The organism is Haloarcula vallismortis ATCC 29715 (assembly GCF_000337775.1).
Lineage (GTDB): Archaea > Halobacteriota > Halobacteria > Halobacteriales > Haloarculaceae > Haloarcula > Haloarcula vallismortis.
The window spans coordinates 52,800-77,818 of the sequence record NZ_AOLQ01000038.1 but is presented as its reverse complement, the minus strand read 5'-3'; the positions used below and the strand labels follow the sequence as shown (position 1 = coordinate 77,818).

At 63.1% G+C, this 25,019-nt stretch carries 23 protein-coding genes; 10 read left to right on the top strand and 13 right to left on the bottom strand.

Annotated elements, in window-relative coordinates; translation table 11 throughout:
* Positions 1-84: 84 nt before the first annotated feature.
* From C437_RS09145 to C437_RS09125, 5 genes are all read right to left on the bottom strand, one after another.
* Entirely contained in the window at positions 85-1,167 is a 1,083-nt protein-coding gene (locus tag C437_RS09145) for a M24 family metallopeptidase (RefSeq protein WP_004516657.1), read from the bottom strand.
* A 130-nt stretch (positions 1,168-1,297) separates the two neighbouring features.
* The gene (locus C437_RS09140) at positions 1,298-2,257 is read right to left on the bottom strand and encodes a nucleoside hydrolase (protein WP_004516656.1); all 960 of its coding nucleotides are present in this window, start codon (positions 2,255-2,257) and stop codon (positions 1,298-1,300) included.
* A gap of 117 nt (positions 2,258-2,374) precedes the next feature.
* On the bottom strand, positions 2,375-3,388 hold the full coding sequence (locus C437_RS09135; RefSeq protein WP_004516655.1) for an alanine dehydrogenase: 1,014 nt from the start codon (positions 3,386-3,388) through the stop codon (positions 2,375-2,377).
* 79 nt (positions 3,389-3,467) lie between these two features.
* Positions 3,468-3,740 (bottom strand): DUF7513 family protein, encoded by a 273-nt coding sequence (locus tag C437_RS09130; RefSeq protein ID WP_049919708.1) that lies wholly within the window; start codon positions 3,738-3,740, stop codon positions 3,468-3,470.
* Positions 3,737-5,290 (bottom strand): Na+/H+ antiporter NhaC family protein, encoded by a 1,554-nt coding sequence (locus tag C437_RS09125; protein WP_004516653.1) that lies wholly within the window; start codon positions 5,288-5,290, stop codon positions 3,737-3,739. The genes C437_RS09130 and C437_RS09125 overlap by 4 nt, the downstream gene beginning before the upstream one ends.
* Positions 5,291-5,620: 330 nt before the next feature.
* Here C437_RS09125 and C437_RS09120 point away from each other — a divergent pair, with 330 nt between their 5' ends.
* Positions 5,621-6,373 carry an IclR family transcriptional regulator gene (locus C437_RS09120; RefSeq protein WP_004516652.1) on the top strand — a complete coding sequence of 251 codons (753 nt, stop codon included), beginning with the start codon at positions 5,621-5,623 and terminating at the stop codon, positions 6,371-6,373.
* A gap of 105 nt (positions 6,374-6,478) precedes the next feature.
* On the opposite strand, the gene C437_RS09115 is transcribed toward C437_RS09120, so the two are convergent.
* On the bottom strand, positions 6,479-7,225 hold the full coding sequence (locus C437_RS09115) for a helix-turn-helix domain-containing protein (RefSeq protein ID WP_004516651.1): 747 nt from the start codon (positions 7,223-7,225) through the stop codon (positions 6,479-6,481).
* Between the two features lie 135 nt (positions 7,226-7,360).
* On the opposite strand from C437_RS09115, the gene C437_RS09110 reads away from it, so the two are divergent.
* Entirely contained in the window at positions 7,361-8,404 is a 1,044-nt protein-coding gene (locus C437_RS09110; protein WP_004516650.1) for a DUF1611 domain-containing protein, read from the top strand.
* A complete protein-coding gene (locus C437_RS09105) occupies positions 8,401-9,480 on the top strand; it encodes a dipeptide epimerase (RefSeq protein WP_004516649.1) in 1,080 nt (359 codons plus the stop codon). The genes C437_RS09110 and C437_RS09105 overlap by 4 nt, the downstream gene beginning before the upstream one ends.
* A 42-nt stretch (positions 9,481-9,522) precedes the next feature.
* On the opposite strand, the gene C437_RS09100 is transcribed toward C437_RS09105, so the two are convergent.
* Complete coding sequence (locus C437_RS09100; RefSeq protein ID WP_004516648.1) at positions 9,523-10,623, bottom strand: polymer-forming cytoskeletal protein; 1,101 nt, start codon at positions 10,621-10,623, stop codon at positions 9,523-9,525.
* Between the two features lie 202 nt (positions 10,624-10,825).
* Between C437_RS09100 and C437_RS09095 the strand changes: the two genes are divergently transcribed.
* Positions 10,826-11,671: a DUF7537 family lipoprotein gene (locus C437_RS09095; protein WP_004516647.1), complete on the top strand. Its 846-nt coding sequence runs from the start codon at positions 10,826-10,828 to the stop codon at positions 11,669-11,671.
* Positions 11,672-11,690: 19 nt separating this feature from the next.
* Here the strand turns inward: C437_RS09095 and C437_RS09090 are convergent, their stop codons facing one another.
* Entirely contained in the window at positions 11,691-13,151 is a 1,461-nt protein-coding gene (locus C437_RS09090; protein ID WP_004516646.1) for an alpha,alpha-trehalose-phosphate synthase (UDP-forming), read from the bottom strand.
* Positions 13,152-13,480: 329 nt separating this feature from the next.
* Here C437_RS09090 and C437_RS09085 point away from each other — a divergent pair, with 329 nt between their 5' ends.
* Positions 13,481-14,173 carry a 6-hydroxymethylpterin diphosphokinase MptE-like protein gene (locus C437_RS09085; RefSeq protein ID WP_004516645.1) on the top strand — a complete coding sequence of 231 codons (693 nt, stop codon included), beginning with the start codon at positions 13,481-13,483 and terminating at the stop codon, positions 14,171-14,173.
* 15 nt (positions 14,174-14,188) lie between these two features.
* On the opposite strand, the gene C437_RS09080 is transcribed toward C437_RS09085, so the two are convergent.
* Positions 14,189-15,187 (bottom strand): TIGR04024 family LLM class F420-dependent oxidoreductase, encoded by a 999-nt coding sequence (locus C437_RS09080; protein ID WP_004516644.1) that lies wholly within the window; start codon positions 15,185-15,187, stop codon positions 14,189-14,191.
* 250 nt (positions 15,188-15,437) lie between these two features.
* Between C437_RS09080 and C437_RS09075 the strand changes: the two genes are divergently transcribed.
* Together C437_RS09075 and C437_RS09070 are read left to right on the top strand one after the other, a co-directional pair.
* Positions 15,438-15,770, top strand: coding sequence for a DMT family transporter (locus tag C437_RS09075; protein ID WP_004516643.1), 333 nt, complete (start codon positions 15,438-15,440; stop codon positions 15,768-15,770).
* 108 nt (positions 15,771-15,878) lie between these two features.
* A complete protein-coding gene (locus tag C437_RS09070; RefSeq protein ID WP_004516642.1) occupies positions 15,879-16,559 on the top strand; it encodes a haloacid dehalogenase type II in 681 nt (226 codons plus the stop codon).
* A 95-nt stretch (positions 16,560-16,654) separates the two neighbouring features.
* On the opposite strand, the gene C437_RS09065 is transcribed toward C437_RS09070, so the two are convergent.
* The 3 genes from C437_RS09065 to C437_RS09055 all read right to left on the bottom strand — a co-directional run bounded on the left by C437_RS09065 (position 16,655) and on the right by C437_RS09055 (position 20,075).
* Entirely contained in the window at positions 16,655-18,892 is a 2,238-nt protein-coding gene (locus C437_RS09065) for an amino acid permease (protein ID WP_004516641.1), read from the bottom strand.
* Entirely contained in the window at positions 18,889-19,320 is a 432-nt protein-coding gene (locus C437_RS09060; protein WP_004516640.1) for a universal stress protein, read from the bottom strand. Before C437_RS09060 ends, C437_RS09065 begins: the two co-directional genes overlap by 4 nt.
* 101 nt (positions 19,321-19,421) lie before the next feature.
* Positions 19,422-20,075: a potassium channel family protein gene (locus C437_RS09055; RefSeq protein ID WP_004516639.1), complete on the bottom strand. Its 654-nt coding sequence runs from the start codon at positions 20,073-20,075 to the stop codon at positions 19,422-19,424.
* A gap of 212 nt (positions 20,076-20,287) precedes the next feature.
* Here C437_RS09055 and C437_RS09050 point away from each other — a divergent pair, with 212 nt between their 5' ends.
* Positions 20,288-21,742: an APC family permease gene (locus C437_RS09050; RefSeq protein ID WP_004516638.1), complete on the top strand. Its 1,455-nt coding sequence runs from the start codon at positions 20,288-20,290 to the stop codon at positions 21,740-21,742.
* A gap of 3 nt (positions 21,743-21,745) precedes the next feature.
* The gene (locus C437_RS09045; RefSeq protein WP_004516637.1) at positions 21,746-22,399 is read left to right on the top strand and encodes a potassium channel family protein; all 654 of its coding nucleotides are present in this window, start codon (positions 21,746-21,748) and stop codon (positions 22,397-22,399) included.
* A gap of 124 nt (positions 22,400-22,523) precedes the next feature.
* On the opposite strand, the gene C437_RS09040 is transcribed toward C437_RS09045, so the two are convergent.
* The gene (locus tag C437_RS09040; protein WP_004516636.1) at positions 22,524-23,681 is read right to left on the bottom strand and encodes a dihydropteroate synthase; all 1,158 of its coding nucleotides are present in this window, start codon (positions 23,679-23,681) and stop codon (positions 22,524-22,526) included.
* 123 nt (positions 23,682-23,804) lie between these two features.
* Here C437_RS09040 and C437_RS09035 point away from each other — a divergent pair, with 123 nt between their 5' ends.
* Positions 23,805-24,992, top strand: a complete 1,188-nt coding sequence (locus tag C437_RS09035) for a sensor histidine kinase (RefSeq protein ID WP_004516635.1) — start codon at positions 23,805-23,807, stop codon at positions 24,990-24,992.
* The last annotated feature ends 27 nt before the right edge of the window (positions 24,993-25,019 follow it).

Sequence of the window (25,019 nt, the reverse complement as noted above, 5' to 3'; positions counted from 1 at the left end):
CTTGACCCGTTGCTTAAACCTACGGATTCATACAACACCCGTTGTAAACATCCGGGCGAGGTGGACGAGAAGGGTCCAGCGTCGCTACAATTCCAGCACTGTGTGTCGCGGCAGTTCGAGGTCGTAGCCGACCGCCGAAACCGTCTCAGTCGGCCAGTCGCCGGTCTCGGACAGCAGTTCGATGTCGTCACCAGAGACGAGATACGTGTCCTCGCTCTTCGTGCCGGCAATAGTCGGGTTCCAGGCGTACCCCTGCGGCAACGTGACCTCAGCCTCGCTTTCGGGCGTGGCGATCCACTCGCGGCCGGCGAAGCCCGTCGCGCCGCCCTGATGATGGTTCTGCCACTCGCCTTCCCAGCCCACCTCGGCGTAGGCGTCCTGTATCGCCTCGAACACGTCGCCCGCTGTGTCGCCATCCCGGCCAGCAGCCTGTGTCGCGGCCAGCGCAGTGGTCTCGACGCGGGCGGCCTTGCGAGTGCGCTCCATGAGCCACTCTGGCGGGTCGAACGCGACCGCCCGGGTGGTGCTGACGTGAAGGCCGTTCCGCTGGACAGTCACTGAGATGAGCGCATAGTCACCGATTTCAGTGTCAGTCGAGGTGTAATGGCGGTAGGATTGCGCCCGCTCGGCACTGCCGACGAGTACGACTGGTGTGGCGATGCCGCGACCTTCGAGTTTCTGTCGGAGCACCGCGGTTACATCGAGTTCGGTGTGGGACGGCTCGACGTTTCGCGCGACAGCCTCGACTGCGTCAGCCGTGTCCCGCGCGAGGCCACGACACTGCTCGATCTGGGTCTCGGTCAGCGGCTGCCGGAGCTGTGTGGCAGCAACCGATTCGAAGCCAGGGATGTCGAAATCTGCGGCCGCCGGGGTTGGACTCGCTTCGGCGACGGCGTCAGCCAGCGACCCCGCGTGCCAGTCGAACGTCTCGACGGCCACGTCGCTGTCGAGTTCCTCGTCACGGAGCCGCGGCGCTTCAATGTTGTCGGCGACGACTCGGATTTCGTCACCGTCGTAGCCCGCTGCGGCGACGCCGATGTCGCCCTCCCGGTCGACGACGTTGTCTCCGCCGCCGGTGAGCCACGCGAAGGAGTTCGGCCGGGCGAACCAGACAGCTTCGAGTCCCGCTGTCCGGAGGTACTGGTCGAGACGGTCTGTGAGCGTCATACCCCGACATGCCGCCGGCCGCCAGTAAAAACCAGGGACAACACGCGGCAGCAGGTCTGCTGGCACATCCCGCACAGCGGCAACTACGACGCACACCGTCACTACTATCGCATTTGGCTCCGGCTCCGACTCACTCCGCGATGCCGCTATCTGGGTCCCGGGACTGGAGCAGCGAGTACATGACTGACTGGAAGGCATCGCTGTCGACGGATTCAACCACGTGCGTGTTCGGCTCCCCGTCGGTCACACCGTTGACGTCGACGCTGGTGTACCCGCGGGTGAGTCCCTCGCGGTCATCGACTGCGACGTGGTACGTCGACACCGCGTCGCGGAGCTCCGGATACGCAAGCAGCGCGGCGGTGACGCTGTCCGGGAGTGCCGTCCACCCGGGGTCGTGTGACCCCTCGCTGTTGAACGCTCGGGCCCGCTGTGTAACCGACTCGAAGAACGACGCCAGTTCAGTGTCGAACGCCGATACCGCCTCGAACTCCGGCGAGCTGAACACCGCGTCCCGGAGACACACGCCCCAGTCGACGAGCGTCACCTCGAAGGCATCGAACACGCGCCTGGCAGCATCGGGGTCGACCCACAGATTGAATTCCGCGGCGGGGGTGATGTTTCCCTCGCAGTTGACGTTCCCGCCCATCACCCACAGTTCATCGACGAGGTCTGGCAGGTCGGGTTCGCGGGCGTACGCCAGCGCTATGTTGGTGAGCGGCCCGATACAGAGCAGCGTGATCTCACCCGGGGCCGCCCGACAGCGGTCGACGATCTCGTCGGGACCAAACCCCGCCGCCGACTCGATGCCGGTGTCGGGGAACACGTCCCCGCCGAGGCCGTCCTCGCCGTGGATGTCCGTCGCGTGCTCGAACTCCTTGAGCAGGGGCTGTCTTGCCCCCTCGTAGACGGGTACGTCCACGGCGCCGGCGAGGTCCAGCGTGTACTTCGCGTTCTCCACCTCCCGGTCGAAGGGCACGTTGCCGGCGACAATCGTGAGTGCCTCGACGGTGACTCGGTCGCTGAGACAGGAAAGCAAAATCGCCTGCGTGTCGTCGCCCGCGGTGTCCGTGTCGATGATGACGCGTCGCATACGCCTTCGTCGTATGGGACGTATAAATCGTTCCGGGCCACAACCCGTGCCACAACCACATATGCCCGATTCGATTCCGATGGGTGACCGACGAAACGACGATGTCGACCGTCGGAGTTACACCATTTCGAGGCGGTGGCCGCTGTCGTCACCGAGCGATTCGTACACGATGCGTGCGGCAGCGATGTCCTGAATCGCGAGGCCGGTCGAGTCGAAGACGGTAATCCCGGACAGCTCCTCGCGGCCCGGCGCGTTCCCGACGACGATCTCGCCGAGTTCGGCGTCGATATCGGACTCGTCGATGTCGCCCGCGCTCCAGGGGACGTTTATCTCGCCGGAGTGGGTCGTCTGTTCGAAGTCGTCGATGACGAGCGTCGCCTCGCGGATGACCTCGGTGTGGAGTTCCTGCTTTCCTTCGGCGTCGGCACCCATGGCGTTGACGTGCGTGTGCTCCCCGAGATCGTCGAGCGTGACGATGGGGTCCTCGACCGGCGTGACCGTCGACAGGACGTCACACTGGGCCGCCTCGGAAATCGTGCCCGCTCGCACGTCGAACTCATCGCCGAAGGTGTCGATAAACCGCTGGACGCGCTCGTCGTCGAGGTCGCTGACGACGACAGTCTCTATCGGTCGGACCTGCGAGATAGCCTCCAGTTGCGTATAGGACTGGACGCCGGCCCCGATGATGCCGAGCGAGGACGCGTCCTCGACGGCGAGGTGGTCCGTCGCCACGGCGGCGGCCGCGCCGGTTCGTTTCATCGTCAGCGTCGTGGCGTCCATCACGGCAAGCGGGAAACCGCTCTCGGGGTCCGTGTACACGAGCGTTCCCATCACCGTCGGCAGGTCGAACTCGTCGGGGTTGTCCGGGTGCACGTTTACCCACTTGATACCCGACGCCTCCCAGTCGTCCGTTTCGAGGTAAGCCGGCATCGACCGGAAGTCCCCGTTGTGCTGTGGCAGGTCGATGTAGGACTTCGGCGGCATCTGCGCTGTGTCGTTTTCGTATGCGGCGAACGCGGCCTCGATAGCCGGTACGAGATCCGCCATCTCGACGGCCGCCTCGATGTCCGTACTGGGAACGATAGTCGTCTGGTTGTCCTGTCGTGCTGTGGAATATAGTGAGTTGCTCATAGTCGTGTGAATCTGTTATATGGATTTCGTCGGTCGCGCTATACTGGCTCGTCGCACTGGTTGGCTCTCTGTGGCAATCTCAGAACGACCCCCGAGACAGCGTCTTGAGGTGGGTGAGACGGCCGCGGTGCTCGGTGTCGTCGAACGATTCGACCTTCGCGAGAACACGACAGCCGACGATGTCTGTCTCGCCGTTCTCGAAGTGGAGACGGGTCTCGCCGACCTGTGCGACCAGTTCGCCGGACTCTTCGTCGAGCTCCGTGACGTACACCTCTATCTCTTCGCCTGCCTCGAATGTCGGCGTGGTCGACCTGAAGGACATTCCTGTCAGGAACTTACTGAACATGCTCATAGACGGGTCACATCCTTGGATTTGCGGTCAGTGGTGTACTCTAGCCCGAAGCCGGTCAGCGCACAGAGCAGGAACACGCCGAACAGGAACCAGCCGTGGAAGACGTACGGCCAGACATCAATGGGATTGACGACCATTGCATCAGTGAACCACTCGTACTGGTTCGGGAGGCCTTGCAGCGTCGCAAAGCCGATGAGTACGCCGCCGCCCCACGGGAAGATGTACCCGAGTGCGGAGGTGTTCGCATCGAGGATATTCGCCCGGCGGTAGCTGTTGATGTTGTACCGCTGACCGATACGGGCGATGTACGGTGCAATCGCAATCTCCGCCGCCGTGTTGATCGTAATCATCGAGTTGACCAGGGCGGTACCGACAACCATCGTCGTTTCGGCCTTGCGGACGCCCGTGGCGACGTTTTCGAGGAGCCACTCCTGTATCGCCTCGAAGCCACCGCCACGGATCATGATCTCCGATCCGGCGACGATGAGCAACACGAGCACGATAAGCGGGAAGAACCCGGCAGCACCGTTGTAGATCGAGCCGGTGACGCCGGCGTTTTCGGCCGCGACCACTTCCGCGATGGGAAGCGAGCCGGCCCAGCTCGCGGCTGCCGACGTTTCGGGAACTTTGAACAGCAACACGTCACTCAGCGGTGCGAGGTCGAAGACGATGTTGAAAGCAACGGCGACGACGAGCCCCCACGAGATCGCCTCGATGATATGTCGGCCCATGACTGCCGTCACGATGACGACGAGCATGGAGATGAGATGCAACAGTCCCGCCGGTTCGCTGTTCTGGACGAACAGGTCCTGTGCTTGCTGGGAAATGTCCAGCCCAGGCATCGCGTTCCCAGCGAAAACGTACGCCGCGAGCGCCAACACCGCAGCGATGATGGCGTACTTGAACCGTGAGGCGACGACACCGCCGATGTCGGCGTCCTGTGTCACCGCACTCACGATTGTCGTGTCACTGACTGGTGCGAGATTGTCGCCGAAGACGGCCCCGGAGAGAATCGCCCCAAACAGCAGTACCGGGTTCGCCCCGAGCAGGATGCCGGCCGGGAAGAAAAGCGCTGAGAACGCGACTGCCGCGCCGTAGCCAGTACCGATACCGGTCGTGAACAGCGCCGCGAGGATGAAGCTGGCCGCCGGAAACAGTGCGCCCCCGACGTTGGCCGCGTTCGCAGCCCAGACGAGTCCGCCGACGAAGCCACCTGCCTGAAGGGTGTTCGAGAACATCCCCGCCCAGAGCCACGCGACGACTGCCGTCGCGGCGACTCGCTTCGTCATCCCATCGAAGATGGTGTTCGCGTAGTTCTTCCAGTCTCCTTTGGCGAAGAACATCCCGACGATGAGTGCCACGAGCATTCCCGCGACGAGTCCAGTCGTATCTCCGATACCGAACAGGCCACTCTGGACAATCGCCCACAGGATAAACAGCCCTATGGGAATAACGCTCATCCACCGTCCGCCGTAGAACTCGATTGCTTCGACATCCGGGCCAGAGATCTCATCGATCTCTGTCCCATCGCCACTATCCGTGTCTGACATGCATTCTGTGCCTCGTCAAATACACACGCAAAAGTTCATGATAATAGCTAACTCCGCGGTAACAAATCATCGGAGTCGCCTCTGGCAAATTCTCACTTCGTTGCGGTCGCTGTACGTGTATAAAAGTCCACTTCTGATGGAATTCGGGTAGTGTACTACCCCTGAATATAGCCCACATTGAACTGAGAGATGATGGTTTCAATTATAGATGGTAGAAATATAATTGAAGGTAATCTGAACGCCACTGGCTATCAAAATCCGGTATAATACCGCCGAAACCTGTTCCACTATGACCGGACTTTTTTATGTTAGTCCCAAGTCCACTGTGGTATGGACAGCTCTAGCGGTCGTCGGCTCCAGACGACCGAAACCTCCCTCGCGATCATTGATGCGGTAAACGAGTTGGGGGAGGCTCGAATGAGTGAGCTTGCGGACCGGCTGGACCTCTCGACGAGCACCATTCACGTCCACCTCAAGACACTTCTGGATCAGGAGTATCTGGTCAAACGGGGCGAGCAGTACCGACTCGGCATGAAGCTGTTCCACCTCGGAGAGGGCGCTCGGACCCGAAACGAGTGGTACGAGGTCGCCCGTCGCAAAACGCATGAACTCGCCGATAGCTGTGGCGAGGAGGTCACATTCGCCGTCGAGGAGTACGGGCGTGCGATAACGCTGTTCAACGTCGTCGCTAACGTCCCGTCGAAAGGATTCCAGGTGGGTCGGTACTACTATCTGCACAACTCAGCAGTCGGCAAGGCGATTCTCGCTGCGTTGCCAGAGACCCGAGTCAACGAGATTCTCGACCGGTGGGGACTGCCCGCCGAGACGGAGTATACCGTCACCGACCGCGAAACCCTCATGGAAGACATCGAACGCACGAACGAGCGTGGCTACTCGGTGAACGATCAGGAAGCGGTCGAAGGGCTTCGCTCGGTCGGCGTGCCGGTCACCGCTCCACACGGCGGCGTTCTCGGTGCGCTCGACATCTCCGGCCCTCTGTACCGACTGCCACCGAACGAGGAACTCGCATCGATGCTGCAGGATGTCGTCGAGGAACTGGAGTCGGAGCTCGGGGTTCAGTAGCGCTCGGTCGGGCCTGGAGTCGCAAGCGAGGAGCGGCTGTGTGACACCGGGTCTGTGACAGTAGACACGACAAGTGGCAGTGTGGGCCAAGGCGCTGTGCTGTCGTCAGTCCCGGTCGGCGTCTCTCGGGCCGAGAAGCGTGGCCTCGACTTTCCGGAGGTGTTCGTGAAACGTCGTCTTCGCGATACCGAGTTCGTCGGCTAACTCGCTCCCGCTTACGTCCCTCGGGTAGTCGTAATAGCCACGCTTGCGGGCCAGTTCAAACACTTCGCGCTGCCTGTCGGACAGCTGCCGGACCGCCAGTTCGTCCCGCTCCATGCTTCCGGTGGGCGCGGACGTAATCTGGGTCACGGTTATGGTCGCGTCCTTCTGTGCGCACACGGCGTCGAGTTTCTCCTGTATCGTCGCCCGCGAATCGTCGATAGCGACCGTCCAGTACTCGGTCCCGTCACGGATTCGGATCGGCTCCTGATTCATGAACCCGTGTGAGACCAGCGCGTCGTGGATGCTCTCTTCGGGGCCGTATTCGACGAGAAGCGTGCTCGTCGCTTTGTTCACCGGTGCCGATATCCCGCCGAAGCTACGACGGGTATCCATTTCCGTAACCGCATGAGTGTGGTCAGACGCCCGGGTCGCGGCAACGAGCGCCTCGACCGCGGCCGCCGACTCCGCGTACGCGACGACGTGGGCCTTGACCTTCTCGTCGACCAGATACGCCGCGTTGACCAGCAGCTTGGCCGAGGTTGCCGCCGTCACTTCCCGCATCCAGCAGTCGGGATGCTCCAGTTCGAGGGCCAACTGGAGACCGCCGCCGGACGGGGACGCGGTCATCTCGGAGCCGTCAGTATCCATCGCTCTCTCTGTGTTCTCCGACGCGATAGCGCTCACCTGTTCTCGCTTTCATTCCAAATCTTTCTCCAGTGTCCTCACTGGGTGCCACACATGTAAGGCTCTGGTTTGTCAGTCACGCCTGCGGTGTCTCCCAGTATGGACTTGCGGCGAAAATACGACGAAGGCACGCCCGCCGTTGTACTCGCAGAGGGAGAGTTCGGACAGCCGGAAGGCAAGACGGCCAACGGTATCGTTATGCACGGCGAACTGTTCGACGCGCAGGCCGTCGTGGACTCGACGTGTCCGAGCCCCAGCGCCGGCTCGGCCCTTGATTGGCCTGCTGCCGACGATGTTCCGGTCGTCGAAACCGTCACCGAAGCGCTGGATCAAGCCCCAGACGCCGCCGTCCTTGTCATCGGCGTCGCACCCGCTGGCGGTGAGCTCCCGAAGTCCTGGGTTGAAGCAATCACGCACGCGATGGAGCGGGGCTGTGATGTCGTCTCCGGCTTGCACGTCTTCCTGAGCGAGCGCACAGCCTGGACCGAGCGCGCACAGCAACACGGTGTCGACCTCGTCGACGTTCGGAAACCCCCTGCCGTCGCCGATCTAACGCTCGGTGACGGTCGCGGGAGCGAGGCCGACGCGGATGTCGTCCTGACGATGGGGACCGACTGTGCGGTCGGGAAGCGAACGACGACCTTCGAACTGTACCGGGCGGCGACCGACGCCGGACTCGACGCCGGGTGGGTCGCGACGGGACAGACCGGCATCCTCGTCGGCGCAGACCGCGGTGTCGTCATCGACCGGGTGCCGGCCGATTTCGTTTCGGGCGTCGTCGAGGATATGGTGCTCGATGTCGCAGCGGACCAGGATATCGTGTTCGTCGAAGGGCAGGCCGCGCTCACGCACACCGCCTACGGCGGGGTGACACTCGGCCTCCTGCACGGAGCGGCCCCTGATGCCGTGGTGCTGGCCGACGACCCCTCCAGGGAGGCCCGCTCGCACTTCGACGACCTCACTGTAGCCGGTGTCGAGGCCGAACGCCGCGCGATTACGGACCTCACAGGGACGACAGTCGCCGCCCTCTCCACGTGGGGTGACCCAGAGGCAGAAACCGACAGAACAGGGCTCCCGGCGGCGAACATCTACGACGATGACGGCCCAGAGGCACTCCTTGCGGCCGTTCTGGAGTCCCTATGACCCGTATCGACCGTGTCTCTGTCGAACCACTCGACCGCGAACTCCGCGAACCGTTCGAAATCTCGCTTGGCACCCGGGAGAGAGCGCGGAATCTGGTCGTTGCAGTGGAGACGGATTCAGGCGTCGTCGGTCACGGAGAGGGGTCCCCGTTGCCGCCGGTGACCGGTGAGACACAGGCAGCTGCTGTGGAAACCGCACGGTCGGTAACGTCGATGCTTGACGGGGCTCCCCTCGCCGACTACCGCGAACTCACCCGCGACCTGCGGGCCGCAATCCCCGGAGCGGTTTCGGCACTGTTCGCCGTCGAGACGGCACTCCTTGACGCGTACTGTCGTGACCGCGGTATCCCGCTCTCGGAACTGTTCGGTGGAGCCCCGACCACAGTTACCACCGACATCACCGTTCCGATAGTCTCGCCCGACGCGGCAGCCGAACGAGCCACGCGCGCCGCGGCTGCCGGCTTCGACCACATCAAGGTCAAAACCGGGGGCGAGATCGACGCCGACGTGGCCCGAACGGTTGCAGTCGCGGACGCAGCGCCCGACGCGACGATTACAGTGGACGCGAACCAGGGCTGGACGCCGAAAGCCGCGGCGACGTTTGTCGAGGAGGTGACCGCGGCCGGGGTCGACCTCGCTCTGGTCGAACAGCCGACGCCGAAAGACGACATCCGCGGTCTCGGGCGGGCACGCGACAGACTTCCGGTCCCCGTCGCTACGGACGAGGCTGTATTCACGCCCGCGGACGCGACCGCTGTGGTTCGCGACGGGGCTGCCGACGTGATCAATATCAAACTCGGGAAATCGGGACTCCTCGGGGCAGCGGCCATCGCAAACATCGCCGAGGCCGCCTCGATTGATTGTATGCTCGGCTGTATGCTCGAAGGCGCAACCGGGATTGCGACGAGTGCTCACCTTGCCGCCGGGCTCGGTGCCTTCGACCACGTCGATCTGGATGGCCACCTGTTGCTCGATGAAACTCCGCCGTCGATGTCGTTCGGTCCACGTATCAATATCGACGGACCGGGACACGGCGTCTCACCGCCAGCAGCGGTGAGTGATCTGACTGAAAACTGACGCTGTGGGAGGCAGTTTCTCACGCAAAATGGCGTCCGAACGTTACTCTGCGGACTCCGCCGCCTCTTCGACGTCGGGGTCCGTTTCTGAACTATCGCTGCCAGTCGTCGCTCCGTCTCCGTCGCCGCCGTTGGTCGCTGTGCTGTCCGCAGAGGCATAGTTATCGTCGGGTGGTGCATCAACTGTCGGCTCAGTATCGTTGGAATCGCTCTCTTCGTTCGTTGGCTCCGTAGTGTCAGTGTCAACTTCGAGCGATTCGGCCATCTCCGCCATCGCCACAGCGGACTCGTCCGGTCGGTCCAGCACCTCCTCGGTGTGCATTTGCATCTCCTCGCTGGCCCGGATTGTCCCGTCGACCGTCGCGTTCTCGTGGAGTTCGACGGTCGTCCCCGAGATGTCGCCCCAGACCTTCGCGCCCGGGCCGACGCGGACGGTGCCACTGCGGGTCGTTACATCCCCTTTGATCTCTGTTCCCCGGCCGACCACGATGTCGTCTTTCGCACGGAGGCTTCCGAAGACGACCGTGTCACGACCGACTTCGAGGGCCTTCGCGCGGATGTTGCCGTGGAGCCGGCAGTCGTCGCCGACCGTCGCTGGCGTCGAAACGCGCCAGGCGTCGTCCGAGACGCTCGCACCGCGTGGAATCAGAACCGGGTCGTGCTCGTCGCTGCCGTCGTCTAGCATCTCGTCGATGACTTCCTCGGCCGCGTCTTCCTCGCCGATGCGGAGGAGTTGTGAGAGGTACACGAACAGGAAGACGATGGTCGGCATCGGATTGCGGATGACGATCCAGCCGTTCGCCTCGAACCCGTTCTCGATGTCTACGTCGTCGCCGATATCCAGATCGCCCGCGACCCGGAGTTCGCCGCCGATGTGTACTCGTTCGCCGATGTAGGCGTCCTCGCCGACCAGCACGTTGTCCGCGACGTCACACCACATGTCCAGCCGGCAGTCACCTTCGGCTTCGATGTGGCCGCCAAAGCGGACTCGTTCGTCGGCGATGACCGTCCGCCCGCGCACGCCGAACTCCACGGTCGACTGGCCGCCGACGATGACATCACCGTCGGTTACCAGGTCGTGTTCCTCGACAGTAGTCCCGTCGGGAATGTCGAGTTCGGACAGCGGGTCAGAGCCGAGAGGCACGGTTGCTATAGCGGTTTCGTTCGTATTAAACCCTCATGGCGCGCATGACGGGCGTCTGACGCTGGTCGGACGGGCCGGCACGAGTCATGGTTGCGCGACTGGGCGGTGCAGTCAGCGAGGGTCTGTGCGAGTCCCGCTGACGCCGAGAACGTGACAGTTGAACGGCCATAAGGAACTAGTTCGCTGATACAGTGGCTCCGGTATGTTACTCGAACGCCGTCACCTCTCGCTTGTACTCGTGTTGTTACTGACAGCATCCGCCGGCTGTACCGGCTTGCTTGGCTCTGAACCGGGAGCGGGCGGCGCAGACGCGAACGGGACAGCGACGCCGGCGGACGCCAACGGCCCTGCGCCCGGGTCGTCCGGGTTCGATGCGGCAGCCATCGAGCGCGGACACTTCGAGACGCTGTCCGATTCGTCGTTCACCACCTCGCTGTCGTTCCAGCTCTCGACGGTCCGCGACGGCGAGAACCGGTCGGTGTTCATCAACCGAACCGTCGCTATCGACCGCGAGAACGGCCGGTCGCTGGCGACGGGCGAACTGGTCCGGGCCAGCGGCGACACGCTGGCGACGACGACCTACACAGCCGACGAAACCACTGCCGAGCGAAGAGTGCTCACCCGCGGCGACGACACGATGACGGATTACCGCTCCGCGTCGCCCCCCTACGACGGGCAGGTCCGACCCGTCAACGAGAGCAGTGTCATCGACCGCTCGCTGCTCCAGTCGCTCGGGACAGACATCAACTGGACCTACGCCGGAACCGGGACCGTCGACGGTGACAGCGTCTCGCGGTTCGAAGCGACCGGGGGCGAGGTGACCGGTTTCGCAGCCGATACCGCCGTCTCGACGAACGTCTCGGCCAACGGAACGACAGAATCTGCCAGTGCGACCGTCCTCGTCGATGAGGACGGTGTCGTCCGGTCGTTCCAGTACCGCGTGACGACCGAACGCGACGGCCAGCCGGTGACGGTGACGCTGTCGCTCTCTGTCTCGCAGGTCGGCGACACCACCGTTGCGGAACCGGACTGGCTGTCGAACGCGTAACGCCGCCAACTGACGGCCCCTATGGCGACTGTCCGGCGCTGAACTGTCTGGCGACCCACTGTGCACTGTCGAGCGCCTCGACGCTGTGTTGCAGGCGTGACAGCCGGTCACTCGCGTCCGCTTCATCCAGTTCCAGCGCCCGCTCGATGGCGTCTGCAATCGCCTCGATATCGTGCGGATTGATCGTGAGCGCGCCGTCGAGATGCGTCGCCGCGCCGGCCAGTTCGCTCAGTACGAGTGCGCCGTCGCCGTCGACACAGGCGACCGGGTACTCGTGGGCGACAAGGTTCATGCCGTCGCGATGTGGCGTCACCAGTGCGACCTCGGCGGCCCGGTACAGCCCGGCCAACGTCTCGTTGTCGAGGGTGGCTTCGGTGTAGACGATGGGCTGCCAGTCGTCGGTTCCGAAGCGGTCGTTGACGCGTTCGACAGCCTCCATCACGTCTGTCCGATACCGCCGGTAGGCGGCGATACCCTCTCGCGTTCGGCTCGCCTTCTGGACGTACGTGAACTCGCCTCGCAGGTCCGGCCGCCGGTCCCAGAGGTGTGCCAGCGCCTCGATTCGTTCGGGGATTCCCTTCGAGTAGTCGAGCCGTTCGACGCCGAGTGCGAGACGAACGGACGTGTCCGACCGACTACCGCCAAGCACAGTATCTCGGACACTGCCAACGTCGGCGGTCCGCGCCCGGTCCCGAACCCCTTCGACATCGATACCCAGCGGGTTCGCAACGACTCGCGTCAGCTCGTCGTTCCGGGTGACTGTCCCGGCGTCCGTATCGACGGTCGCCGCGGAAAACGCGTTGTCGACGCAGTGCAGGAACTGCTCGGCGTACCCTGCTGTATGAAAGCCAATGACGTCACAGGCCAGTAGTCCGTCAAGAAGCGCGTCACTGTGCGGACAGTGCTGGAACACCGACGGCGCGGGCCACGGGATGTGCCAGAACTGCAACAGCGTCGCCGCCGGCCGTCGCTCCCGGACCAGTCTGGGCGCGAGCGCCAGATGATAGTCCTGAAACCAGACCGGCTGGCCCGGGTCGGCGACTGTATCGACAGCCTCAGCGAACTGCTCGTTGACGGCGCGGTACTGCTCCCAGTATGTGGGTTCGGCCCACATCCGGCCCGTGTCCTCGTGACAGAGCGGCCAGAGTACTTGGTTGGCGTAGCCGTAGTAGTAGCCCTGGACTGCCGCTTCTGAGAGCGGGACACGTTTCAGGTCGTAGGCAGGGTCCGATGGCGGCACTCTAACGATGCCCTCGTCGGCGACAGCCATATCGGCGTCGCCGCTCCCCCAGGCGACCCAGGTGCCACCTTGTGACTGCATCACCGGGTCGAGTGCGCTCGTCAGCCCGCCCGCGGCGGACTGTACCCGTATCTCGCCGCCGTCGCCCCGCTCGTGGCTGTACGGTTCGCGGTTCGAGACGACCACGAGCGAGTCCGGAACTGCATCGCCGTGTACTGTTTCGGACAGCTCCGGGGCCATTTGTCCTCCGTAAGGACTGCCCCGTCTTGAGGCTGTCGTGGAGCGCTGGCGTAGCTGCATAGGGGACCAACTCATCGCCGCCCGTGAGGCCTGCCATTCGTGTCTGACGGTAAGAGAAAACTTATACCGGAGGCCTCGAAAGAAAAGGGTGAAAGCCGAAAGGGCACCCGGGTAGGGGTACACGGACGTGCCATTTCGGCTCAACTCGGTTTATCTGGACACAAATCCGACAGCGACAGCAGCGTTCCGGGCCAGTGACAGCGTGGTGCGGTGTGACTGAACAGGGAAACAAGACAGAAGCACGTCCACTGCGTGGTGTCTGACAACAGATGGAATTTCACACCTGGGAGCCAGTGTACGCGGACATCCTCGACGACTTCGGCTACCCCCGTGACGGCGACGAACGCGCCTGTGACCGCTTCATCGAACTGCTCGGCGACGATAGCACGTACGACCCGACAGCACTCGGACTCGACGGTGCAACAGTCGCTATCGCCGGGGCCGGCCCGTCACTGGAAGCTGAGGCTGACCGTGCAGCCGACGCCGACGTAGTCCTTGCGGCGTCCACGGCCGCCGACCGTCTCCAGGCGGCAGGCGTCGCCGTCGACTGTATGGTCACCGACTTGGACAAGAACGCCGATACCGGCCGGGAGCTGACTACCGCCGGGACGCCGGTCGTCGCCCACGCCCACGGCGACAACATCCCGGCACTGGAGGCACATATTCCGACCTACGAAAGCGAGTTCGTCGTGCCGACGACGCAGGCGACACCTGCACCGCCGGTCCGCAACTACGGCGGCTTCACCGACGGCGACCGCGCCGCGTTCCTCGCGGATCACTTCGGCGCTGGCTCGCTGGTCTTTCCGGGCTGGGACTTCGACGACCCGTCAGTGACCGACGAAAAGCGACAGAAACTCCGCTGGGCCGAACGCCTGTTGTTCTGGCTGGAGCAGCGCCGCGACGAGCGTTTCGGCGTGCTCGACGGCCGTCGTGACGCCATCGAGCCAGTAGCGGCCAACTGAAAACGACTCCCCGACTCAGGGCGCTAACACGTCGATGGTCGTGTCGATAGTGTCCCGCTCAGCAGCCCGGGGGAACGAGATGTTGATTGCGTCTACGCCATCGATGTCCTCGAACTTCGCGATGCGGTCGCGGCATTCCTCGGGCGTGCCGGCGACGGCAATGCTGTCCAGTAGCTCGTCACTGATCGCGTCGACGGCAGCCGCTTTGTTGCCTGACCCCCACTGCTCGGCAATCTCATAGGCGGTGTCTTCGTATCCCTGCCGGGCCAGCGCGTCGCGGTAGAACGTCCCCATCCCGCCGATATAGAACGCGACGTGCTGCCGGGCCAGTTCGCGGGCCTGCTCCCGGTCGTCCATCGCACAGCACGTCAGCGACAGTGTCACTCGCTGGTCGGCGCGGTCGCGGTCGCCGAGGTCTGCGCCGTGCTCGAAGTCTTCGAGCCGGTCCCGCAGTCCGTCAGCGGTCAGCATGAGCGCGTGCCAGCCGTCGGCGAAGCGACCGGCGAGTTCGACGGACTTCGGACCGAGGCCACCGGCGTCCACGGGTGGGGCGGGTTCGGGCGGTTCACAGCGCAGTCGGAACCCGGACAACGAAAAGATGTCCCCGTCGTACTCGACCGTGTCCCCGGCGAGCACCAGTTTCATGATATCGACAGTCTCCCGCGTGTACTTCAGCGGGCTTTCGAACTCACGGCCGTGCCAGCCCTCGATGACGATAGGCCCGGACGGGCCGACGCCAGCGCGGAAGCGGCCATCCGAGACTTCCTGCAGTGTCGCTGCGGTCTGGCCAAGCAATGCCGGCGACCGCGAATACACGTTCAGAATCGATGACCCGAGGCCGACCGTCGACGTGTGTTCGGCGATGCTGGTCAGTGTCGTCACCGCGTCCCGGCCCCACGTCTCCGGGAGCCAGACCCGGTCGTAGCCACTGTCCTCGGCCTGCTGGCTCATCTCGACCAGCGTGTCGACCGACGGCTGTGCCGCGACCGGGAGATACACGTCTCGCGCTGTCATCTGTCGCCCTCCACGCGTCGAGCGATGACTAGCTGGACGCCTGTTAGCGACTGGAACGTCTGTGCCTGAGACATGGCTCGCAGTGCGGCCGCACGGGAGATAAAGCCACATGAGAGGGGGAGTGTCGCCCGTTGTCCGCGGTTTATTCACAGGACGGTGACCGGGTCGTCACCGACTCGGAAGGGCTACTCGGCACCGCGACGACAGCCGAAATGTATATTATCTGTCCACAATTCTCGGCGAGTGAACCGTGAACCCGTACGCCCTCCTCGGAGCCGCTATCGTGTCCGAACTGCTCGGGACAACGTCGCTGAAACTCTCAGAAGGGTTCTCACGCCCTGTCCCCAGCCTCGGCGTCGTCGTCGGCTACGGCCTGGCCTTCTACCTGGTGTCGCTGACGCTCGAAGACCTCCCCATCGGCGTCGTCTACGGCACTTGGGCCGCGCTGGGAATCGTCGGCGTGGCCGCCATCGGGATTGCCGTGTTCGACGAGCCAATCGACCTCCCCGGTGCCGTCGGCATCCTGCTTATCATCGTCGGCGTGTACTGTGTCAACGTCCTGTCCGAGATGTCCGCGCACTGAGCGGGGCCAGTCGCGTCGCACTCGGTGAGGTGAGCGCGCCGGGAGTTACGCCGGTCGACCCCCGCCTCGGCGACCGGCTATATGTGGCCGCCGGTTCTACGGGTGCCCATGCCGTTCGACCCGGACCGCGTGACGACGATTACATTTGACTCGTACAGCACTATCGTTGATGTCGAAGCGGCCCAGAACGCCCTCGCCGACCGGGTGGACGACCCCCGGCCGGTGTCCCGGCTCTGGCGCTCCCGCTCGCTGGCGTACACGTTCCTCGCCAACCAGATCGACGCCTACAAGCCGTTCTACGAGATGAACCGCGACGCGCTCCAGTACGCGCTGGACGTCCACGGGGTCGATATCACGACGGAGGAACGCGACGAAATTCTCGCGGTCTACCACGAACTCGACGTGTTCGACGACGTTCGTGACGGCATGAACCGGCTCTATGACGCCGGCTACGACCTCTATGTCGTCTCGAACGGCAACCCCGAAATGCTCGACTCCATGGTTGACTTCGCCGGCATCGGCGGGCTGCTCGAAGACACCGTCAGTGCCGACGAGATTCAGACGTTCAAGCCGGCTGCGGAGCTGTACCGTCACGCGGCGGACCGAACGGGGACCGATATCGAGGAAATCGCCCACGTCACTGCAGGCTATTTTGACGTGTACGGGGCGATGCACGCCGGGATGCAGGGCGTCTGGGTCAACCGCGATGACGGCCCGTGGGACTCGTTCGCCGGCGAGCCGGATTTCACCATCGGGTCGTTCCATGACCTTCACGATGAACTGATGTGAAGCGTCGAAAAGGCATGTCGCGGTTCTGGTCCCGTGGATAGGTCAGGCGTGTCAGGAGATGGCGTCGTAGACGTCTCAGAGAAAATACCGGTTACTCAGAACAGTCGCTCGAGCAGGCCACGGTCGCGGCGTTTCTCCGCCAGCAGGACCGAACACTCCACGTCGTCGACGACGTCCAGCACGAGCGATTTGGAGACGAGTCGGCGAAGCAGGCCCTCCTCGGTCGCGCCGATGAGGAGCAGCGTCGAATCGGTGGCAGCATTCCGGATCGCGGTCTCGACATCACCGGACTTGACGAGGTGCTCCGCGTCTTCAAGCCCCTGCTCGGCTGCCCACTCTCGAAGGAATTGCTTGCCGGCCTCGCGGTCGTCGTTGACGTTGAGCAATGTCACGTCGGAGTCGTATTCGGACTGTAACAGTTTCGCCACGGCGGCCGACAGCTCAGAGTCCGGCCCACCGGCTGTCGGGAGCAGGATGCGCGAGGGGTCGAACCCGCGGTCGCGGAGGACGAGGAAGTCACAGGGGACCGTCTCTGTGAGTTCGTCTATGGCCGACTCCGCCCGTCCGGGCGAGCCGTGCGCGTCTGGACCCCACCCCATCACGACGAGGTCCGCCGCCTGTGTGCGAGCGGCGTCGAAGATAGCCTCGTAGGACTTGTGCGAGAGGATGGTGTGTGTCTCGACATCGACGCCGAACGTCTCGGCGTCCTCGCGAGCGCTATCGAGCAGTTGCTGTGAGCTCTTGTCGATCTCATCGGATCGATCAGCGGCAGCCGAAAGCGCCGTCTGGTCGGGGACAGTGACGACATGGGTCGCGATGACAGTTCCGCCGCGCTGTTTGGCGATGGCGCTGGCGAGCGTGATGAGCTCCTGTTCGTGTGCGGGGTTCGCCAGTGGGACCATCACGCGGTACTCCCCGCCATCAGGCTGGACGCTAGTAGCCGCGCTGACGGCCGCGTCCGGCATCTCGCTGGACCGCGAGATGATGTGTTTCGACAGGATGCCCTGTTTCTCGGTTCGCGAGCGAGCGTAGAACCCGTACCACAGTACCGCCGCGGCGGCGATACCGAACGAGAGCAACAGCGCGTCGGCGGCGACGAACACAAGTAGCGCGAAGGAGAGCACGACGCCGAGAATCGGCAACAGCGGATACAGCGGGACCACGAAATCCGGCGTGTACTCCTCCGGATTCACGTACCGCATGACGATGAGCGCGACGTTGAGCAATCCGTAGATGATGAGATGCAGGCCCGACGCAGCGCCCGAGAGTAGCGTCAGATCCCCGATAATGATAAACAGGAGAATCAGGCCGCCGGTGATGCCGATTGCCCTGTACGGCGTCCCGTAGCGGGGGTGTATCTCGTTGAGGGCTGGCGTGACGATGCGGTCCCGCCCCATCGCGAAGTTGATTCGCGAGGACGCGAGGATAGAGGCGTTTGCGCTGGAGGCTGTGGCGAGCAATCCGCCGAACAGGAGCGCACCGCCCATCGCGGCCCCCTGAATGTAGTCTCCGACCTCGACGACGGCGATGGGGTTCTCGGCGTCTGAACTAATGATGTCTGCGATGAACCCCTGCGGGACGGCCGCGCTCATAATCACGAGGACGAGCGCGTAGATGACGGTCACGATGACGACGCTGCCGATGACCGCCCGCGGGAGGTTCTTGCCGGGGTTTTTGATTTCCTCGGCGACGCTCGTAATCTGGACGAACCCGAGATAGGAGACGAAGATGAGTCCCGTCGTCTCCAGCGTCGTAACCACGTCCGTCGCAGCCGGCAGGTTCGACGGCTCGGCCCGGAGCGTTCCGAGGAGTGTGAAAACGGTGAGAATGCCGATAAGCAGGACGACGATGATGTTCTGCAGCCGTCCGGTTTCCTTCGCGCCCACGTAGTTGATGAGGACGAAGAAGGCCCCGCCGACGAGTGCAATCAGTTTCACGACGGTGATCGATATCGGACCCACGCCGACACTGCCGGAGAGGCCGAAGATGCGGGCGATGTACCGGCCGAACCCGACCATGTAGAAGGCGCTGGCGAAGGCCAGCCCGAGCCAGTTGGCCCACCCGGCGACGGACCCGAACATCGGCCCGAGCGCGTGATTGACGTAGTAGTAGGCCCCGCCCGAGCGAGGCATCGCTGTGCCGAGTTCGCTAGCAGACAACGCTGTGAACATGGCGATGACGCCGCCCAGAACGAACGCCACGGACGCCAGTGACCCGGCTTTGAGGATGGCCTCGCCCGGGAGGACGAAGATGCCCGCGCCGATCATCGTCCCGACACCGATAGTCAGGGCCGCCAGTGGCCCGAGGTCCTTTGCGAGGTCTTCCTCGCTCATGTCTCGTCTCCCCGGGGGAGAGCGATGACGGGACGGTCCGTCTCGGTCACCAGTTTCAGAGAGATATCTCCGGAGAGAAACTGCATGAGACGGTTCCCGCCACGGGACCGATAAGCAATCGCGCTGGCGTCCACTTCCTCGGCTGCCTCGAATATCTTCGCCGCGACGTCTCGGCCGTACGCGGTGTGTTCGTCGGCGTCGGGAAACACTGTCCGGACGGCAGCGTACGCCTCTTCGGCCAGTTCCTCGGACTGTTCGACCGGCGTCTTATCCGGAACGCCACCGCCTTTTTCGACGACATGCAAGGCGGTCACGCTGCTCGGTTCATACGGTTCGAGCGCCTTTGCCGTCGCCAGCGCATCGTCTTCGGTAGCGACGGGAAGAAGTACGTGGCCGAGGAGACCCTCGTCCGTGGGCTCACTGCTCATACCGGTGGGTGAAGCTACTTGCTGTTAAGCGTGTGTATCCGCTTTCTCGCATGCGAATAAATAATAACAGATGGTGGATATCAGACTGACAATTCAGCCTGTTACCCGCGCATGAGATTCAGGACTTCGTCGACGACATCGGTTTCGACGGCGAGGATATAGCGCTTGTCAGGTTCCAGAACCATATCTGCGCCTGCGAGTTCCGTTCGGTCCGCCGTCGAGATGAGCAGGCTGCCGGACGGAAGCGCGATCTCGTCGAGCCGACGCCCCGCAACAGGGGCTGACGGGGCGACACTCACCTCGATGATATCGAGGTCAGCGGTCGGATAGACGAGCGTCCGGACATCCTCGCCGGTCAGTATATCAGCCGCGTAGTCCCCGCCGAGATATTCGGGTAACAGCGTCGCATCGACGACTTCGCCGTACTCCTGGTCCGTCTCCGTCTCTGCTCTCGCGATGGTCCGAATCGAGGGTGCGTACTGCTGGGCCTCCATACAGATGGCGAGGTTCGTGCCCGGCTCGTCGGTGAGTGCGGCGATGGCGTCTGCCTCCGACAGGTCTGCCTGTTCCAAAATTGTCGGGCGCGTGGCGTCTCCGTGGATAACGGGACCGATATACGCATCCGAGAGCGCCTCGACGCGTTCCGCATCGGACTCGATCAGCAGTACATCGTGCCCCTGATCAGCGAGGTTCTCGGCCGTTTGTTTCCCGACGCGGCCGCCGCCGGCGATGACGAATTGCTTTGTCCGGGCCATTGTCGTAGTGTTACAGACGTATTATCTTCAATGCCCCGCCAGTTCCAACCGAGCGAGAACACAACAAGCTGAATCAGAGGCCAGTCGGCAGAAGGCTTAATGAAATCCCATCACAGTTCTTATAATAAGAGAACGGTCCCTGATACTCATATGAACCGAGCGGCCCACATACAGCGTACGATGGACAGCGTGCCAGTTACGAACAGGATGAAATGAGCAAGAGCCAGACCCGGTCACCCGAGGCCGAACTCGGATTGCTTGACGCGACGATGATTGGGATGGGAGCGATGATTGGAGCCGGTATCTTCGTGCTGACGGGGTTGGCCGCCGAAATCGCCGGCCCAGCCGCGATTCTCGTCTTCACACTAAACGGCGTGGTTACGGCGTTTACTGGACTCTCGTATGCGGAACTCGCCGCCTCAATTCCCAAAAGCGGCGGGGGATACGCCTTCGTGCGGGAGATATTCGACGATTTCGCCTCGTTCATCATGGGCTGGATGCTCTGGTTCGCCTACATGATTGCGGGGGCGCTGTACGCACTGGGGTTTGCGCCGAACTTTCTCGAACTGCTGCACGTCTACGGCTTGGTCCCGTCACCGGACCAAGTCAGCGCCGTTGCAGTTCCGGTCATTGAGATAGCGCTCCCGCCGGCCTTTTTGCTGGCGTTTATTGCAGTCCTTGGTCTCGTGGCGCTCAACGCCGTTTCGACGGCCGCCAGCGGCAGTGTCGAGACGATTTTCACAATCATCAAAGTGTCCATTCTGGTCGTGTTCGTCGCGTTCGGGCTCGCGTCACCGATGTTTTCGGGGGCCGAATTCCAGCCGCTGTTTCCGGAAGGGAGCGGGGCGGCTGCCATCTTGCCGGCAATGGGGCTCACTTTCATCGCCTTCGAGGGGTACGACCTCATCACCACTGTCACGGAGGAGGTACAGAACCCGCGGGAAAACATCCCGAAAGCGATCTTTATTAGCCTCGCTGTGACTGTCGTCGTCTATCTGGCAGTTGTGACAGTCGCTATCGGGACGCTCGGAGCCGAGGGACTCGCTGACGCTGGTGAAGCCGGCATCGCTACGGCAGCGACGTCGTTCATGCCAACCGGGTTACCGATTATACAGAACGGTGGGGCACTCATCGTCTTCGGGGCTGTGTTCTCGACGCTCACCGCCCTCAATGCCGTCGTCATCGCGTCGTCACGCGTCGCGTTCTCGATGGGACGCGAAGGGCAGTTACTCCCGTCGATTGGCCAGATACACCACCGCTACGGGACGCCGTTCGTTGCCATCCTCACCAGCGCCATCGTGATGCTTGGCTCTGTTGCGCTGCCGACACAGAGCGCCGGCAATATGTCGAGCCTGTTTTTCCTGCTCTCGTTCATTATCGTCAACGTCGCGGTCATCAGGCTCCGCCGGGAACGACCGAACATGAACCGGCCGTACGAGATGCCGCTCTACCCCGCGCCACCGATAATCGGCATTGTACTCAACCTTATCTTGACTGGGGTGTTGGTAGCGTTCCTGCTCCGGACGGATCCATTAGCACTGGCGCTCAGTGTGGCATGGATTCTGCTCGGAGCGGTCGTGTATTTCGCTCTCAAACGGGTGAAACGGCAATCGGACCGCGAGCAGGAGACCGCCGCCAGCGAAATAACACCCGAGGCTGAAGACTAACTCATGACCAGAACACTCGACATTATCATCGCAGGCGGTGGCCGCGTCGGCTTCCAGACAGCCGAGATACTCGCCGACCGCGGTCACGACGTGACGATAATCGAACGCGACGAGCGGATGGTCTCGGAGATTGCCGACCAGTGGGTAGCGACGGTTATCCGTGGCGACGCGACGAATCCGGAGATCATCGAACAGGCAGGCATCGACAGAGCGGACGCGGTTGCCGCGCTCACCGGTGAAACCGGACTGAACCTCGCGGTCTGTTTAGCTGCCTCGGAGTTGACACCAGATATCCGGACGGTCGCACGTATCGACCGCACAGCCGGTGAAGCGTACACTCGATTTGTCGATGCGGTGGTCTTTCCCGAACAGGCTGGTGCGAGGGTGGCGGCGAACGAAATCCTCGGGAGCGATGTCCAGACGCTTGCCGACGTGACAGGCACCCTCGATATCATGCTCGTCCGCGTCGCTGACGGCGCTCCGGCCGCCGGAAAAGCACTTACAGACGTACGCTTCCCCGAGGGCACCCTCGTTGTCTCCGACGATAACGGTGAGCGAATCGCCCGTGCCGACACGACGTTGACACCAGGGAGCCGCTACGTTATCGCCGTCGAACCGGATGTCGTCGATGAGGTCCTGAATTTGATGCGCGGCTAGTGACCGCTTCCCTCGCAGACCGCTCCGCGTAGTTCGCTCGCCCCCACGGATAGCCACTGTCTGTTCAGACTGCTACACAGATACCCGTGAAAAATCGTCGCTGTGGTACGGCCCAGTTGCGCCACTACACGCGACGGGACAGGGACGCTCGCAGTTCACCGGCGAGGTCCCGATGGCCATCCTCGGCGAGGCTGTCGGTGACGACTTTCAGTGCAGCCGCGGAACCGCCGACGTAGAGACTGCCGCTGTCTTTCTCGACGACCACCACGTCAGTCACCTCGGCGACAGCCCGGATGCTCGCGCGGGCGTCGTCGGTCAGGTCGCCGAGCAGGAACGTGAGCGTCGCGCCGTCGTCGGTGCCGCCAGCGACCGTCTCGCCGAGGGCCTGATGGCGGGCCACCTCCCGCAGCGTCACGTCCGTCAGTTCCGACACGGTGGGGCCAGCGTCGGTCTCCGGCCGCGTCGTCCGCTCGTCACCGAGTGCGTCGGCCACTTTAACCACATCATGTGTCTCTTGCGTGTCGTGCGTTCGGATGATGTGTGCACCGCGTTCGACCTCCATCGTCGCCGCGGCCAGCGACACCGCGAGCTGGTTCTCCGTCTCGGGCTGGTCGGCCAGGTCGCCGAGGAAGTCCTCGCGGTTGGTCGCGGTGAGCATCGGCCGGTCGAAGGCACGGAATTCCCGGAGCCGACGGAACATCTCCCAGTTGTCTTCGAACTCTTTGCCGTCGTACCAGCCGCCGAAGGCCGGGTCGATGATGGTCTTGTCCGTGAACCCGTCCCGCTGGAGTGCCTCGAAGATGTCGTCGATTGTCTTCAGCGCGCCGGGTCTGGCAAGGTCCGGCGGGCTAGCCATCTTGACGACCGGCATATCGTGGTCTTCGACGACGCCTTTCATGTCCGGGTCGGCAAAGCCACATACGTCGTTGATGAGGTCGAAACCGTGGCCGATGGCCGCCTCGGCCACCTCAGCATAGCGCGTCTCGAGCGACAGCGGCACATCGGCGTCGAGTTCGTCGACCAGCGGCGCGACCTCTTCGAGCCGGTCTTTCTCCATCTCGACCGGTTTGGACTCGTATTTGGGGTTCGCCGACTGAAGGCCGACATCGATGATGTCCGCGCCGGCGGGGACGAGGTTCTCCTCGATTGCGTCGGCGGCTTCCGCGGGGTCCAGATACACGCTCGGCTTGTACCCGGAGTTCGAACTCATGTTCAGCACGCTCATGACGCGTGTCGGATGGCCATCGCCCACCGGGAGGCCGTCGATTTCGACCGTTCGCATACCGCTCTCTGAGGGCTGTGGATACATAGGTCCCGCGACATCGGCGAACCGGTGACGCCATGCAACGTATCACTGACACAGAAACACCGAGTTTTATATAGGAAGTTGCATGATTTGTACGGGATGGGTGGGGAGTTAACTGTTACATTCGACCTCGATTCGTTCGAGGCTGTAACACAGCAGCTGATGACTGCGGAGTCCGAGAGAGAGATCTGCGAGATCGCAATGTCGGGGATTGCGTCCGTGTTCGACGTGCCACTCGGAGGGCTGTGGCTGTATGACAGCGACGCTACGGAGCTGCAGTTGGCCGCGTCGACGGAGCGGGCTGACGAGGTGTTTGATTGGCCGGTGACCTACCGGCCCGGCAACAGCCTCTCGTGGGAGGCGTTCGAGCAGGACGAAGTGCGGACGTACTCCGAACTCGACAGCGAGCGAAGCCAGTACAACAAGAACTCCCCTGTCAGTAGCGAGATTATCCTCCCGCTTGCCGAGTACGGCGTTATCAACATCGGGTCGCTAACCCCCGTTACGTTCGACGATGAAGCGGTTCGACTCGCCCGGATGTACGCGACACACGTTCAGGCGGCACTGCAGAAGGCCGAGCGCGAACACGACCTCCGCGTCCAGCGCGACCGGATGGAACAGTTCATCGGCGTCGTCTCACACGACCTCAGAAACCCGCTTCACGTCGTCGAAGGACGGCTTGAACTCGTTCGAGAGACCGGTGACCTGTCCCACCTCGAAGACGCGGAAGAGGGTGTGGCCCGCATGGAAGCGCTCATCGACGACCTGTTGACCCTCGCAAACAAAGGGTATGCAGTCGAAGACCGAACCGCTATCTCACTCGATACCATTGTCGAACAGACCTGGGAGATGGCCAGAACGGCTGACGCAACGCTGAATATCGAAGGGTCCGCTCCAGTGTTCGGTGATCAGAACCGCCTCAAACAGGTGTTCGAGAATCTCTTTCGGAACGCTGCGGACCACGCAGGCGACGAGGCGACCGTCTGGGTCGGGCCACTTGTCGACGGCGGGGCAGCCGGGATAGACCGTGCGGATGAGCGGAATGGGAGCCGAGTAACCGGCTTCTACGTCGCCGACGACGGACCGGGCATCCCATCGAATAAAGTGAACGATTTCCTCTCAGTCGACGGGTTCTCCGGCGGTGACACCGGCCTCGGCCTGTCTATCGTTGCCCAGATCACCGACGCCCACGGCTGGGATATCTCAGTGACGAAGAGTAGAGCCGGCGGCGCGCGATTCGAAGTGACAGACGGGACGAAACCAGTCTCACCGTTTCACTCCTGGTAGCGTGGAGATGGCCACCGACAGCGCCTG